Annotated in this window: 14 protein-coding genes; 7 read left to right on the top strand and 7 right to left on the bottom strand. The window is 66.8% G+C overall.

Translation table 11 applies throughout. The features are described from left to right. Nucleotides 1-7 precede the first annotated feature (7 nt). From NMB43_RS06045 to NMB43_RS06035, 3 genes are all read left to right on the top strand, one after another. A complete protein-coding gene (locus NMB43_RS06045) occupies nucleotides 8-1,255 on the top strand; it encodes a uracil-xanthine permease family protein (protein ID WP_494351249.1) in 1,248 nt (415 codons plus the stop codon). 116 nt (nucleotides 1,256-1,371) lie between these two features. Further along, nucleotides 1,372-2,091 carry a GNAT family N-acetyltransferase gene (locus NMB43_RS06040; protein ID WP_494351248.1) on the top strand — a complete coding sequence of 240 codons (720 nt, stop codon included), beginning with the start codon at nucleotides 1,372-1,374 and terminating at the stop codon, nucleotides 2,089-2,091. Then, nucleotides 2,084-2,320: a DUF1653 domain-containing protein gene (locus NMB43_RS06035; RefSeq protein WP_494351247.1), complete on the top strand. Its 237-nt coding sequence runs from the start codon at nucleotides 2,084-2,086 to the stop codon at nucleotides 2,318-2,320. Before NMB43_RS06040 ends, NMB43_RS06035 begins: the two co-directional genes overlap by 8 nt. Before the next feature lie 62 nt (nucleotides 2,321-2,382). On the opposite strand, the gene NMB43_RS06030 is transcribed toward NMB43_RS06035, so the two are convergent. Then, a complete protein-coding gene (locus tag NMB43_RS06030; RefSeq protein ID WP_494351246.1) occupies nucleotides 2,383-2,652 on the bottom strand; it encodes a hypothetical protein in 270 nt (89 codons plus the stop codon). Nucleotides 2,653-3,172: 520 nt separating this feature from the next. On the opposite strand from NMB43_RS06030, the gene NMB43_RS06025 reads away from it, so the two are divergent. The 3 genes from NMB43_RS06025 to NMB43_RS06015 are packed head-to-tail and all read left to right on the top strand — an operon-like array spanning nucleotide 3,173 to nucleotide 4,615. Further along, nucleotides 3,173-3,553, top strand: a complete 381-nt coding sequence (locus NMB43_RS06025) for a VOC family protein (protein ID WP_494351245.1) — start codon at nucleotides 3,173-3,175, stop codon at nucleotides 3,551-3,553. Nucleotides 3,554-3,563: 10 nt separating this feature from the next. Continuing rightward, nucleotides 3,564-4,493 carry an alpha/beta hydrolase gene (locus NMB43_RS06020; protein ID WP_494351244.1) on the top strand — a complete coding sequence of 310 codons (930 nt, stop codon included), beginning with the start codon at nucleotides 3,564-3,566 and terminating at the stop codon, nucleotides 4,491-4,493. Further along, nucleotides 4,490-4,615, top strand: a complete 126-nt coding sequence (locus NMB43_RS06015) for a hypothetical protein (protein ID WP_494351243.1) — start codon at nucleotides 4,490-4,492, stop codon at nucleotides 4,613-4,615. Before NMB43_RS06020 ends, NMB43_RS06015 begins: the two co-directional genes overlap by 4 nt. A 1-nt stretch (nucleotide 4,616) precedes the next feature. Here NMB43_RS06015 and NMB43_RS06010 read toward each other — a convergent pair whose 3' ends face one another. Further along, nucleotides 4,617-5,807: a YbfB/YjiJ family MFS transporter gene (locus NMB43_RS06010; RefSeq protein ID WP_494351242.1), complete on the bottom strand. Its 1,191-nt coding sequence runs from the start codon at nucleotides 5,805-5,807 to the stop codon at nucleotides 4,617-4,619. Between the two features lie 171 nt (nucleotides 5,808-5,978). Between NMB43_RS06010 and NMB43_RS06005 the strand changes: the two genes are divergently transcribed. Next, nucleotides 5,979-6,593 (top strand): DUF1294 domain-containing protein, encoded by a 615-nt coding sequence (locus NMB43_RS06005; protein ID WP_494351241.1) that lies wholly within the window; start codon nucleotides 5,979-5,981, stop codon nucleotides 6,591-6,593. A gap of 111 nt (nucleotides 6,594-6,704) precedes the next feature. On the opposite strand, the gene NMB43_RS06000 is transcribed toward NMB43_RS06005, so the two are convergent. From NMB43_RS06000 to NMB43_RS05980, 5 genes are all read right to left on the bottom strand, one after another. Beyond that, on the bottom strand, nucleotides 6,705-7,415 hold the full coding sequence (locus tag NMB43_RS06000) for an ankyrin repeat domain-containing protein (RefSeq protein ID WP_494351240.1): 711 nt from the start codon (nucleotides 7,413-7,415) through the stop codon (nucleotides 6,705-6,707). 204 nt (nucleotides 7,416-7,619) lie between these two features. Further along, a complete protein-coding gene (locus NMB43_RS05995) occupies nucleotides 7,620-8,129 on the bottom strand; it encodes a GlcG/HbpS family heme-binding protein (protein ID WP_494351239.1) in 510 nt (169 codons plus the stop codon). 213 nt (nucleotides 8,130-8,342) lie between these two features. Then, nucleotides 8,343-8,972 (bottom strand): response regulator transcription factor, encoded by a 630-nt coding sequence (locus tag NMB43_RS05990; RefSeq protein WP_494351238.1) that lies wholly within the window; start codon nucleotides 8,970-8,972, stop codon nucleotides 8,343-8,345. Further along, complete coding sequence (locus tag NMB43_RS05985; RefSeq protein WP_494351237.1) at nucleotides 8,969-10,426, bottom strand: sensor histidine kinase; 1,458 nt, start codon at nucleotides 10,424-10,426, stop codon at nucleotides 8,969-8,971. The genes NMB43_RS05990 and NMB43_RS05985 overlap by 4 nt, the downstream gene beginning before the upstream one ends. A 65-nt stretch (nucleotides 10,427-10,491) precedes the next feature. Continuing rightward, nucleotides 10,492-11,883 carry an esterase-like activity of phytase family protein gene (locus NMB43_RS05980; RefSeq protein ID WP_494351236.1) on the bottom strand — a complete coding sequence of 464 codons (1,392 nt, stop codon included), beginning with the start codon at nucleotides 11,881-11,883 and terminating at the stop codon, nucleotides 10,492-10,494. Nucleotides 11,884-12,105: the final 222 nt, after the last annotated feature.

Genomic DNA, 12,105 nt, shown 5'->3' with positions numbered 1-12,105 from the left:
AGAATCCATGTCCACACCCACCACCGCCAGCGGCGGCCCGGCCTGGCGCCAGGCCATCGCCGGCGCGCAGATCCTGTTCGTCGCCTTCGGCGCGCTCGTGCTGGTGCCCCTGCTGACCGGGCTGAACCCCAGCATGGCCCTGCTCGGCGCCGGCGTCGGCACCCTGCTGTTCCAGCTCGTCACGCGGCGCGAAGTGCCGATCTTCCTCGGCTCCAGCTTCGCCTTCATTGCCCCCATCATCTACGCCAGCCAGCAATGGGGGCTGCCAGCCACCCTCGGCGCACTGGCCTGCGTGAGCGTGGCCTACTTCATCTTCGCCGGCGTGGTGGCACGCCATGGCGCGCAGATCGTCCACAAGTTCATGCCGCCGGTGGTGATCGGTCCGATCATCATGGTCATCGGCCTGTCGCTGGCCGGCGTGGCGGTCAACATGGCGATGGGCAAGAGCGGCGACGGCAAGATCGAGCTGGTGGCCTACGGCCCCTCGCTGATCCTCGCCGGCGTGTCGCTGGGCACGACCATCCTGGTCGCGATCTTTGCCCACCGCTTCCTGCGCCTGATCCCGATCCTGGTCGGCGTGGCGGTCGGTTACACCCTGGCCGCGCTGATGGGCCTGGTCGACTTCAGCAAGATCGCCGCCGCCCCGTGGTTCGCCCTACCCCACTTCGTGGCGCCGGAATTCAACCTGTCGGCCGTGCTGTTCATGCTGCCGGTGGCGCTGGCCCCGGCCATCGAGCACGTGGGCAACGTGATCGCGGTGGGCGGCGTGACCGGCACCGACTACACCGAGAAGCCCGGCCTGCACCGCACCCTGGCCGGCGACGGCCTGGGCGTGCTGTTCGCCGGCCTGGTCGGTGGCCCGCCGATCACCACCTATGCCGAAGTGACCGGCGCCGTCACGCTGACGCGCAACTTCAACCCGGTGATCATGACCTGGGCCGCGGTGTTCGCTGTCGCCATGGCCTTCGTCGGCAAGTTCAACGCGATCCTGCAGTCGATCCCGGTGCCGGTCATGGGCGGCATCATGATCCTGCTGTTCGGTTCGATCGCCGCCATCGGTCTCAAGACCCTGGTGTCGGCGCGCACCGACCTGGAGATCCCGCGCAACCTGGTGATCGTGTCGGTGGTGCTGGTGCTGGGCATCGGCGGCTTCGGCATCATCGTCGGCAGCTTCGTGCTGCAGGGCGTGAGCTTGTGCGGCGTGGTGGCAATCCTGTTGAACCTGTTGCTGCCCAAGCAGGAATCGCTGAACTGAGGCCGCCGCGCCACAGCCTGGCAAGGCGCCCCGCGTGGGCGCCTTTTTCATGCCCTTCGCCAGCGGGCATGTTCTGGTGCAGACTACCCGGCCCTGCTATCCAGGATTGATCTGGCATGTACGACACCAATGAACTGGGTCAGCCCCTCGGCGCGGCGTTGCCCGACTGGCAAGCCGCCCAGCGCCCGCGACGCAGAGCCCTGTCGGGCCGCCTGTGCCGGCTCGAAGTCCTGGACCCGGCGCAGCACGCGGCAGCGCTATTCGACGCGTTCGCAGACGATGCCGAGGGCCGCATGTGGACCTATCTGCCCTACGGCCCCTTCCCCTCGCTGGCCGCCTACACGGACTGGATGCAGGCGCAGTGCCTGGGAGATGACCCGCTGTTCTTCGCCATCGTCGACCTCGCCAGCGGGCAGGCCGTCGGCACGGCAGCCTGGCTGCGCATCGAGCCCGAGCAAGGCTGCATCGAAGTGGGCCACCTCGCCTTCTCGCCGCGCATGCAGCGCCAGCCCGTCGCGACCGAAGCCATGTGGCTGATGATGCGTGAGGCCTTCGCGCTGGGCTACCGGCGCTACGAGTGGAAGTGCCATACCCTCAACCAGGCCTCGCGTGCGGCCGCCCAGCGCCTGGGCTTCTCGTTCGAGGGGGTGTTCCGCAATGCACGCGTCATCAAGGGGCGCAACCGTGACACCGCCTGGTTCTCGGTCATCGACCGCGAGTGGCCGGCGCTGGATGCCGCCTTCCAGCGCTGGTTATCACCTGAAAATTTTGACGCAGCAGGCCGCCAACGCAGCGCGCTTTCCGATCTGACCCGACCACTCCTGCACCATGTCTGACACCGACCTGCCGCCGCTGCCCACCCTGCGCCCCGGCCGCTACCGCCACTACAAGGGCAAGGAATACGAGGTCATCGGCCTCGCCCGCCACAGCGAGACGCTGGAAGTGCTGGTGGTCTATCGCCCGCTCTACAACGCGAGTGGCCTGTGGGTGCGGCCTTACGTGATGTTCGTCGAGACGGTCGAGGTCGATGGGCTCGAACAGCCGCGCTTCGCCTGCCTGGACTGAAGACAGGCTAGGACATAAAAAGCGCACCCGAGGGTGCGCTTCACATGAGCGGCAGGCCTGCTTCAATACTTGATGTCGCGCGCCTGCTGGCGGCCATCCTGCTTGGAATTGCGTTTGTCCTGGCGACACTCCGCATTGTTCTTCTGGTCCGCGGCGCGGCAATCCTGCTTCTGCTCGCGACTGTCCTGGCGCGTGTCCTGTCGCACGTCGCGACCCTGGCGCCGCTGCTGCGCCTGCTCCGTGGCCTGGGCCGGCGAATACAGGGCAGTCATGCCCACAGCCATGCACAGGCTCATCAACAGGGTTTGCTTCGTACTCGTGTTGCGGAACATGCGGTGCTCCTTTCGCGTTGAAGACGGTTTTTGCAGTCTGGCCCCACCCTGCGTACTCCGCAATACGCACTCCCGCGCGGGCGCCTGAATTAAACCGGAATACAGCCAAGGCGGAGGGCGAAATGCGCCAGGCAAAACAGGACTTCCCGGTCCATCAGGCCCGACGCTTTCTGGCGCCCGCCCCCATCGTACGGGTGAGTTCGTGCAGGCGCGGCCAGCGCAACATCATGACCCGAGGGCCTGTTCACAATGACCCGCCGGCTGCGCTGGGGGTGAATGGCGCGCAGATCAAGGCTCCACGACGACGGTTTGTTCATGCAATCCGGTCCCGATACTGCACGCTGGCGCCCACTGTTTCGCCACGACATGCAGTGACGCTCGCCGCCTCCAGGGGGGCGTCACGCAAGCGCCGTACCGCCAGGTGGCAATACACCTATTCCGATCAATTCGCTTTACCCCTGAGCTTCCATACTCTGCTTGGAGCGGCCCGGATCTTTCCCGCCGCGTAAAGGGGACATGCATGATTGACCACACCGGCATCCACGTCAGCGACCTGCCGCGCAGCAAGGCCTTCTACAGCGCCACGTTGGCCTCGCTGGGCTATGCCATCCGGCTAGAGTTGAAGTCGGCGATCGGCTTCGGCTCGCCGGCTACGCGTGACCCCGGCGGCGACTTCTGGATCAGCCAGGGCACACTCTTCACGCCGCGCAGCCACATCGCCTTCCGGGCCGACAGCGAGGCCGCCGTGCACGCATTCCACGCAGCGGCCCTTGCCGCGGGAGGCATCGACAACGGCCCCCCGGGCCTACGCCCGCACTACCACGCCAACTACTACGCTGCCTTCGTGCTAGACCCGGACGGCTACAACATCGAAGCCGTATTCCACGGCAACACCGACTGAGGAGGATCAGATGCATACCAGACCATGGCTTCGCGCCCTGCTGTTGCTGTTGTTCACCCCGCTTGCCATGGCGGCGGGTCTGCGTGACGGCGAGCGCGTCCCGCTGTGGGGCGAGATCCTGCCGCCGGGTTCGGCTGTTCAGGCCAGCCCACCCCCCAACACCAGCGCCCCCATCGGCAAGGAACTGCACAACAACCTCGCCGGCATCACGCACCCGACGCTGACCGCCTTCGCGCCGCCCAATCCCAATGGCATCAGCATGATCGTCGTGCCGGGGGGTAGCTACACCAAGCTGGTCGCCGCGAAGGAAGGGGCCGACATCGCGCGCTGGCTCAACAGCCTGGGCATCACCGCCTTCGTGCTGCTGCACCGCCTGCCCAACGAAGGCCATGCCAACGGTCGCCAGGTCGTGCTGCAGGACGGCCAGCGCGCCATCCGCGTGCTGCGCCAGCGCGCCACCGAGTGGAAGCTGGACCCGACGCGCATCGGCATCATCGGTTTCTCGGCTGGCGGGCATCTCGCCGCCGCGACCGGCACTGCCTTCGGTACCCTCAGCTATCCACCGCAAGACGCGGCAGACACGCTCAGCCCGCGCCCCGACTTCATGGCGCTCATCTACCCTGCAGTCGGCTTCACTCCAGGGCGTGACATGAACGGGCTGGCCGAAAACCGTGCCGCCTTCCTCGAGTACGCCACCGATGCCGTGCCGCCGGCCAATACCTCACCCGCCTTCATCGCCATCGCAGCCGACGACAGCCTGGTACGCAACACGGTGCGTTTCTGGCAAGCCATGGCACAGGCTGGCAATCCGCCGGAGCTGTTCATCGCCGCCAAGGGCGGGCACGGTTTTGCCTTGAAGCCAGATGCCGACCCGGCAGTGCGCGTATGGCCACAGCTCTTCGCGACCTGGCTCAGGACACGAGGCATCCTGCCCCCATGACGAAGACATCATGGCTGTTCTGCCTCTCGGTTCTGGCCTTGCTGTCGGCAGCCCTCGCCTTGGTGACCCGCCTGCCCGCCGAGTACCTGCTGAGCTTTACACCCTTCTTCCAGGGTTTCTGAATCAGGCGATGCGCGGCGTGCGCCAGGTCCAGAACAAGGCCCAGGCCAAGGCCCCCACGCCCAGCCAGTAGCTGTCGCCCATCGAGCCGCCGTGCTCGATCCACAGCCGCGCGAGGAAAGGGCCGGTCAGTTGCGCCAAGCCATAGAGCGCGATCAGGGCCGCCGAGAGGCGCGGCCCTTGATGCGGGTGCAGGGCGCGCGCGAGGCGCTGCGTGAGCAGCACCGCGCCGAGGAAGGTCGTGCCCACCAGCACCGCGCACAACAACACCCCTAACTCGCCCGGCCACAGCACCGGCCCGGCCACACCCAAGCCCTGCAAGGCGTAGTTCAACAGCAGGGCGCGCCGATCACCGATGTGCGCGCCGATGCGGTTCCAGCCCCAGGCCGCGACCAGCGTCCCCACCGCCAGCACCAGCCAGGCGCCACTGGTGAGCCAATGCGCCGCAGGCAACTGCTCGCGCGCCACCACCGGCAGGAAGGTGGTTGGCAGGATGTAACCCAGGCCCGCCCCGGCATACGCCATGAACACCGGGAAGCTGCCGCGATCCACCAAAGGGGTCACGATCGTGGACGGCACCACCGTGCCCGGCGGCGGCCGGTCCAGATGCGCCAGATGGCGACTGCTCCACCAGGCCAGCGGCAAGGCGGCCAGGGCCATCGGCCACCAGCGTTGCGCACCCTGCAACCAGCTCGCCGGCACATTCGCCAGCAGGTTCGACAACAGCAAGCCGCAGCCCACGCCCAGATAGACCAGGCCCGACAAGGCCGCGCGCCGGTGCCGCGCCAGCCACTCCAGCACCAGGGCCGGTGCCTGCACGAAGACGATGCCGTTGCAGATGCCATTGAACAGGCGCAGCAACAGGAAGACCGTGACGTTGTCGGTGAAGCCCTGGGCCAGGGTGCCCAGCGCACAACCCAGCAGCGCCGGCGGCATCACGCTGCGCAACTGATGCGGTTCATGCAGACGGATCGCCAGCATCGCCCCCAGCAGGTAGCCCACATAGTTCCAGGTCGCTGCACCCGCGCCGGCCGACAGGTCGAAGAAACCATCCGCGACCAGCATGGGCAGCAAGGGCGTGTAGGCGAAACGGCCCAGACCGTGCACCACCACCAGCGCGATGCCGGCAGCGAGCAGCGAAACCCAGGCGCGCAGGGCTGGCTCGGCCGCTGCGTCGTGTTGTGTCTTTGTCATGTTGGAGGAGGCATGTCGGGGGCGACACTCACTGTGCCAGCGCCGGCCCCGGACATGCAATCGGGGAGAGTCCGCAAGCCAGGTCGGATGTGAGAACCACCCAGTGGTCCACTTGGCACACTCGGCAGGGCGCTGAATAATGCCGACGGCAAAACCACCTAACCCCAAGCCATGCGATACCAAGGCCGCATCACCCAGTGGAAGGACGACAAGGGTTTTGGCTTCATCACCCCGAATGGTGGTGGCGAGAAACTATTCGTGCATGTCAGCGCATTCCGTAGCCGCCACATTCGCCCTTCCGAAAACACACTCGTCACGTATGAACAGAAGACAAATGAGAAGGGACGACTTCAGGCCACGGATGTCTCGTTTGTCGGCGATGCGGCCCGTGCCCCTGTCATGCCGAGCAGCAGCCCGTGGCCGGTTGTTTTCACCGCTGCTTTCCTGCTGTTGATACTTGCTTTCACGCTGTTGGGCCGGTTGCCGCCGATCCTCCTTGGCTACTACCTGACAGCCTGCCTGATCACCTTCATGGCCTATGCCATGGACAAGTCAGCGGCAAGAAGGAGTGCCTGGCGTACGGCAGAAAGCACGCTGCATCTGCTGTCGCTCATGGGCGGATGGCCTGGTGCGCTGATCGCGCAACGCCAGCTTCGCCACAAATCCGCCAAGGAGTCCTTCCTGGCAGTGTATTGGCTCACAGTGATCATCAACTGTGCTGCCCTCGCGTGGCTACTGACCGAGGGCGGCGCACGAACGCTGCAAAACATCCTCGGTCTTCCCTGACAACCCGTAGGGCAGATGCCGCAGGCGATCCGCCGGACCTCCCTCGCACAGCGTGATGCCGCCTGCGGCGGCTGGCGGAACCGCAAGCGTTCCGCCCTACTACGATGACGCTCAGCGAGCGGGCACGGCTTGCTCGATGATCTTCACCATCTCGCCATAGCCGCGCGAGCGGGCCAGTTGCAGCGGGGTGTTGCCTTCGCGGTCGGTCAGCTTGAGCGAGGCACCAGCCGCCACGAGCGCGCGCAAGGTTTCCTGGTGCCGCTTGCCGCCATCGCCCAGCACGATGGACTCGATCACCGCCGTCCAGTGCAGGTTGTTGACGTGATCCAGCGGCGCGCCGGCGGCGATGAGCTGCTTCACCACGCCGTCATGCCCAAGATGCGCTGCTGCGATCAGCGCCGTGCCGTCGTAACGGCTGGTCACCTGCTTGGCGCTGGCGCCCAGCGACAACAGCAGGCGCAGCGTCTCCTCGTCGTCCGCCACGGCGGCGATGGTCACGCTGTCGTAACGGTCGTTCTCCAGCAGGTCGAGCTTCGCGCCGGCCTTGGCCAGCATGCGGATGGCATCACGCTGGCGGGCGAAGCTCGCCACATGAAGCGGCGTACGACCGTGGCCGTCGCGCGCATCGAGATTCGCCCCGCTGGCGATCAGGCGCTCCAACTTGGCGAGATCACCCTTGTGCGCAGCCATGTGCAGGCCGGTATAGCGCGCCGCTTCGGCAACACTGGGCGCGGTCTGGGCGGACGCGGAGGGGACGATCCCCCAGCAGGTCAGGGCCAGACTGAAAGCACCGAGGGTGCGTTTGAATGTGGTGTCTGTCATGGCTGCGTTTCCATCAGAAATGTGTGTGCCATAAGTGCTACTTGCGGGCCGGAATGAAGGCGGCTTCGCCAAATGTGGCGTCCGGAACCCCTCCCAGCCTCCCCTTGTCAGGGGAGGTGCAACAAGCCATGCCAGCAGCCCCCTCCCCTGACAAGGGGAGGGTTGGGGAGGGGTTTTGTGCTTACCCCCCGGCCCTCCGTCTTGTTACTTCAGCAGGTCCTTGACCTTGTCCAGCGCCGCCATCGCGCACTGCTCGTCGAGGTGGCCGCCGGGTGCACCACCGATGCCAATGGCACCGATCACTTCATTGCCGACCTTGACCGGCACGCCGCCGCCCAGCAGCAGGTAGCCGGGGATGTTGACCAGGTTGGCCGCCGCCGGGTTCTTCTGCGCGCCTTCCATCATGGCCAGCGTGGTGTTCTTCGCCGACGCGGAGGTCCAAGCCTTCTGCTGGCTGGCGCCCAGGGTGTGCGGGCCGGCGTTGTCGGCGCGCTGCACGGCACGCACGGTGCCGGCGCGGTCGACCACGGTAGCGGTCACCGCATAGCCGTTGGCGGTGCAGGCGGCCACGCTGTGGGCGGCGAGCTGGTTGGCCAGTTCCAGCGACATGTTCTTCTCGGTCCGCACGGCCGCATTCGGCGTCACATTCTGTGCGGCGGCGAAGGTGGAAGCGGTCAGCAGGGCAACGGCGGTCAGGCTGTGAATCTTGCGCATGATGTTCTCCTCTTGGGTGGGGCGCCGGGATGTCGGCTGCCATGGGGAGAACTCTAGGGATTGGCCGTCCAGCGGCCTATTCGTAGGGCTACGCCGCGGCCTCCGTAGAACTACTGAGTGACCGGGGCGCCTGAAAAATGGCGCTGGCTAGGCGCGGCCACGCAGACAGTACAGGTGTACGGCAAGCGGCCGCAACAACGCCGGCGCCATTATTCAGGTGTCCTGCTCGACCAGCACCGCGTACTGACGGATCAATTGCGCCAACGACTCGGTCTGTAGCTTGGCGAAGAGATTGGCGCGGTGCGTCTCCACCGTGCGGGGCGAGAGGTCCAGCGCGCGGCCGATCTCCTTGTTCGTGAGGCCGGCGACGATCAGCCCCAACACCTCGCGCTCGCGCGCCGAGAGCTGGGCGTAGCGCTCGCGTGCGGCGCGGTCGGCGGCATGGCGCTCGCGCGAGCGCACATGCTGGCGCACCGCGTTCTGCAGCGTCTCCAGCAGCAGTTCGTCATCCACCGGTTTTTCGAGGAACTCCGCCGCGCCGGCCTTGAAGGCACGCCGGCACATGTCCACCGTGCCGTGGCCGGTCAGCATAATGACTGGCTGATCCACGCCTTGCGCGATCAGGGTGTCGAGCACCGTCAGCCCACTGATGCCGGGCATGCGCACATCGAGCAGGATGGCGCCGATCCCCTCGCGCGCGAAGCCGGCCAGAAAGGCCTGCGGCTCCGCCCAGGTCTGCACACGCAGGCCCACGGTGCCGATCAGCAGCGCGAGGCTGTCGCGTACCGCCGCATCATCGTCGATCAGGTGGATCAGCGGCGACTGTGGCGAGGCTTCGCTCATGCGCCCTCCTGCACCAGCGGCAGGCTCAGCACGAAGACCGCCCCGCCCGGGCTGCCGTTGCTGGCCTGCAACTCGCCCCCCATGCCGGCGGCCAGCGTCTCGCACAGGCTCAGGCCCAGCCCCAGGCCGCCCTCACGCGTGGTGAAGAAGGGCTCGAAGATGCGCGGCAAGACCTCGGGCGGAATACCCAGGCCGCTGTCGGCCACGCGCAACTGGCCGCGTGCGCCCTCTGCAGACACCCGCAGATGCAGGCGGCGCTGCTCCACCGGCACCCGCTCCAGCGCCTGCAGCGCGTTCATCACCAGGTTGTGGATGATCTGCTCCAGCGCCACCGGCTCGGCCAGCACGCGGCAGCCTGGCGCCCCTTCCACCGTCAGTTGCAGGCGGACGCGCCGGCACTCCGGTTCCAGCAGATAGAGCACCTTGTGCGTGGCGTCCAGCAGGTCGGTCGCTTCCACGCTGGCGCTGGTTTTCGGGCGCTCCACCGCGTGCCGCAGCCGGCCCACCACCTCGCTGGCACGCCGCGCCTGCTCCACCGCCTGATGCATCGCCCCGCGTGCGAGCTCCAGATCGGGCGGCGCCTCGGCCAGCACGCGGCGCGCCGCCTGGGTGTTGGCCAGCACCGCGGTGAGCGGCTGGTTCAGCTCGTGCGCCATGCCGGCAGCCAGCTCGCCCAGGGTGTTCAGACGCGCCACCTGGCCCAGACGCAGCAGCTCTTCGGCACGCCGCCGCTCGCTGCGCTGGCGGCGCAGTTGGTAGGCCCCAAGAAGGATCAGAACCACGCCGGCACACCACGCGCCCATCCACAGCCAGGGAAGTTCCTCCCAGCCCATGACCCGCATGGCATGCAGGTCGAAGGGCTGGCTATCGGCCGCCAGCCGCTTGCTGAAATCGAAGTGCCAGCCCCGGCGGCCAGCCTGCCCCGGCTGCAGCACGAGGCTCTGCGATTCGAACTGCAGCAACACCTGCACCGGGCTGCTGCGCGGATCGGTGGGCCACTCCTCCCACGGCAGCATCTCGCGCAGGCCGATGGTCATCGCGTGGCTGGCCGGCTCACCCGCCAGCACCAGCACGTAGCGGCCACGATTGAAATCCGCCATCGCCAGCTCGGGTCGGCGCAACTCGCGCGAGGCCGCCTCGGCGCGCGTCACCCGCGCATCGCTCCATTGCTCCTCACCCTGGCGCCGCTGGATCGCCAGCACCTGCGGGTAGACCGAGGCCAGCCGCCGCTCCCGCTCCGCCCCCTGCTCTGCCTGCAGCAGCGACACTGTGGCGAGCATCGCGTCGTGCTGCACCACGCGCTGGCTCAGCACGCGGTGCATGATGCGCGCGTCGGTCTCGAAGGCTTCGCGCGCGGTCTGCAGCGCCTGGCGTGCGATCAGCGCGGCACCGGCCAGCCCGAGCACGAGGGCCGCCAGCCACCACCAGAAGAGACGGAAGAAGGAACGCAACATGCGTCCATTCTGGCAAAAAGAAACGCGCGCCGCAGCGCGCGTTTCCAGATGGCGGGGATGCGTGCTCAGCGCGCGTCGATCAGCGCCTTGATGTTCAGCAGCGTGATCTCGTCATCGTCCGGCTTGCCGATCTGGCGCCCAGACGAGTACGGGAAGTTGTTGTCATTGACCGTCACGATGTGCGTGGCATCGACGATCGTGAGGCCTTCCGGCCCCAGGTGCGGCAGCACGAAACCTTCCTCATTCGGCCCCAGCTTGGCCAGGCGCTTGGGATTGGCGATCTTGGTCAGGTCGATGTAGGCCACCTTGCGCACGAAGCCTTCGCCATCCGCCGCCGCGAGATCAATCTTGTAGATGCGCTTGAACTTGGCCGGGCGCGTGAAGCAGTCGGTACGCATCTGCTCGCTGGGGCAACCGGGGCCGGCGCCCTCGGACGCGTCGTCACGCTCGATCACGAGACCCGTCGTGGCATCCAGCAACTGGAAGTCGGCCGCGATGTTGCCGGCCTCCTCGAAGCGGTACTTCCAGCGCTTGCCGGTGTAGGCGCGGCTGGCCACATCCAGCTCCAGGATGTGGGTGTAGGGCTTGCCGTTGCTGCTCTCGAAAGCCTTGGTCGCGGCGTCGTACAGCGGCCATTCGAACATCGGGTAGAGCTTGCTGCCATCCGGCGACTTGGCCATCGGCTCAAAGCCGCCCGAGCGGCGTGCGTCCCAACCCGGAATCGCATCGCTGGGCAGGTTGCCGAGGCGGCCACTCATGTAGTGATCGGGCGAGCGGTAGGTCTTGTCGCCGACCTTGGTCTCGATGATGCCCAGCACGCGGCCGCTGTGATCGACACGCAACACGTAGGGGCCGAACTCCTCACCGATCCACCACTCCTTGCCGACGATCTGGATCGACTCCGGGTCGAAATCCGCGCCAGTCAGGTAGCGCTTCTCGGTGGCCTCGTTCTGGATCGCGAACGGCACCTTGCGGTCTGGGTCGTGCAGGAAGGTGGTCTTCTCACGCGTGGCCTTACCGCTCTTCCAGTCCACCTTCACGTTGTGGACCATCAGCAGCGCATCCTGCGAGTTGATCTTGTTGCCGAAACCGTTGTCGGTCAGCACCAGGTAATGCTCGCGATCCACCGCCACAATGCCGGAGAAGCCCTGCACCGCCTGGCCCTTGACCGGCAGCGCGCCACCCGAAGCGCGCGGCGCCTTCGGGTCGCCGACGAAGGTATTGGCCTTCTCGCTGCCCAGCACCTCGTTACGCGTGCGGTTGTTGTTGGCGAACTTGCCGGCAGTGGCGAAGAAACTGCCCGCATCCTTCGGCGCGGCAACCGTGGTATCGAAAGGCAGATAGGCATGCCCGGCCAACTCGGCCGTGACCTCCTGCTGGGCATGCACCGACAGCGCGCCAGCGCAGGCCAGCACCAGTGCCAGGGGTTTCAGAACGAAGGAAGGACGAAACAACATGGAGGGCTCCCTGAGGCGAAAAAGCGGGAGCCTAGGGGCGCGGGATGACAGGGCCGTGAAAGATGAATTTCCCCCGCAAAGATCTTCCGTGAGAGCACGCCGGAACGGCAGAACCTTCCAGCTCTTCATCCTGCGTGCCCCCCTCTCCCCAGCCCTCTCCCGCCAGCGGGAGAGGGAGTTCCGCGCATATTGGCCGCAACCGACATGTCGTGTCCCCTCGCC

It is taken from the genome of Uliginosibacterium sangjuense, from assembly GCF_059132465.1.
Note: the sequence above shows the minus strand (reverse complement) of the source record. Positions and strands in the feature narration are given on the sequence as shown.

Excerpts from the sequence above, each read along its gene's own strand:
- NMB43_RS05985 (WP_494351237.1), bottom strand. The coding sequence starts at position 10,426 with ATGTTGCGTTCCTTCTTCCGTCTCTTCTGGTGGTGGCTGGCGGCCCTC.
- NMB43_RS06025 (WP_494351245.1), top strand. The coding sequence starts at position 3,173 with ATGATTGACCACACCGGCATCCACGTCAGCGACCTGCCGCGCAGCAAG.
- NMB43_RS06035 (WP_494351247.1), top strand. The coding sequence starts at position 2,084 with ATGTCTGACACCGACCTGCCGCCGCTGCCCACCCTGCGCCCCGGCCGC.
- NMB43_RS06015 (WP_494351243.1), top strand. The coding sequence starts at position 4,490 with ATGACGAAGACATCATGGCTGTTCTGCCTCTCGGTTCTGGCCTTGCTG.
- NMB43_RS05990 (WP_494351238.1), bottom strand. The coding sequence starts at position 8,972 with ATGAGCGAAGCCTCGCCACAGTCGCCGCTGATCCACCTGATCGACGAT.
- NMB43_RS06045 (WP_494351249.1), top strand. The coding sequence starts at position 8 with ATGTCCACACCCACCACCGCCAGCGGCGGCCCGGCCTGGCGCCAGGCC.
- NMB43_RS05980 (WP_494351236.1), bottom strand. The coding sequence starts at position 11,883 with ATGTTGTTTCGTCCTTCCTTCGTTCTGAAACCCCTGGCACTGGTGCTG.
- NMB43_RS05995 (WP_494351239.1), bottom strand. The coding sequence starts at position 8,129 with ATGCGCAAGATTCACAGCCTGACCGCCGTTGCCCTGCTGACCGCTTCC.
- NMB43_RS06030 (WP_494351246.1), bottom strand. The coding sequence starts at position 2,652 with ATGTTCCGCAACACGAGTACGAAGCAAACCCTGTTGATGAGCCTGTGC.
- NMB43_RS06000 (WP_494351240.1), bottom strand. The coding sequence starts at position 7,415 with ATGACAGACACCACATTCAAACGCACCCTCGGTGCTTTCAGTCTGGCC.
- NMB43_RS06005 (WP_494351241.1), top strand. The coding sequence starts at position 5,979 with ATGCGATACCAAGGCCGCATCACCCAGTGGAAGGACGACAAGGGTTTT.
- NMB43_RS06020 (WP_494351244.1), top strand. The coding sequence starts at position 3,564 with ATGCATACCAGACCATGGCTTCGCGCCCTGCTGTTGCTGTTGTTCACC.
- NMB43_RS06010 (WP_494351242.1), bottom strand. The coding sequence starts at position 5,807 with ATGACAAAGACACAACACGACGCAGCGGCCGAGCCAGCCCTGCGCGCC.
- NMB43_RS06040 (WP_494351248.1), top strand. The coding sequence starts at position 1,372 with ATGTACGACACCAATGAACTGGGTCAGCCCCTCGGCGCGGCGTTGCCC.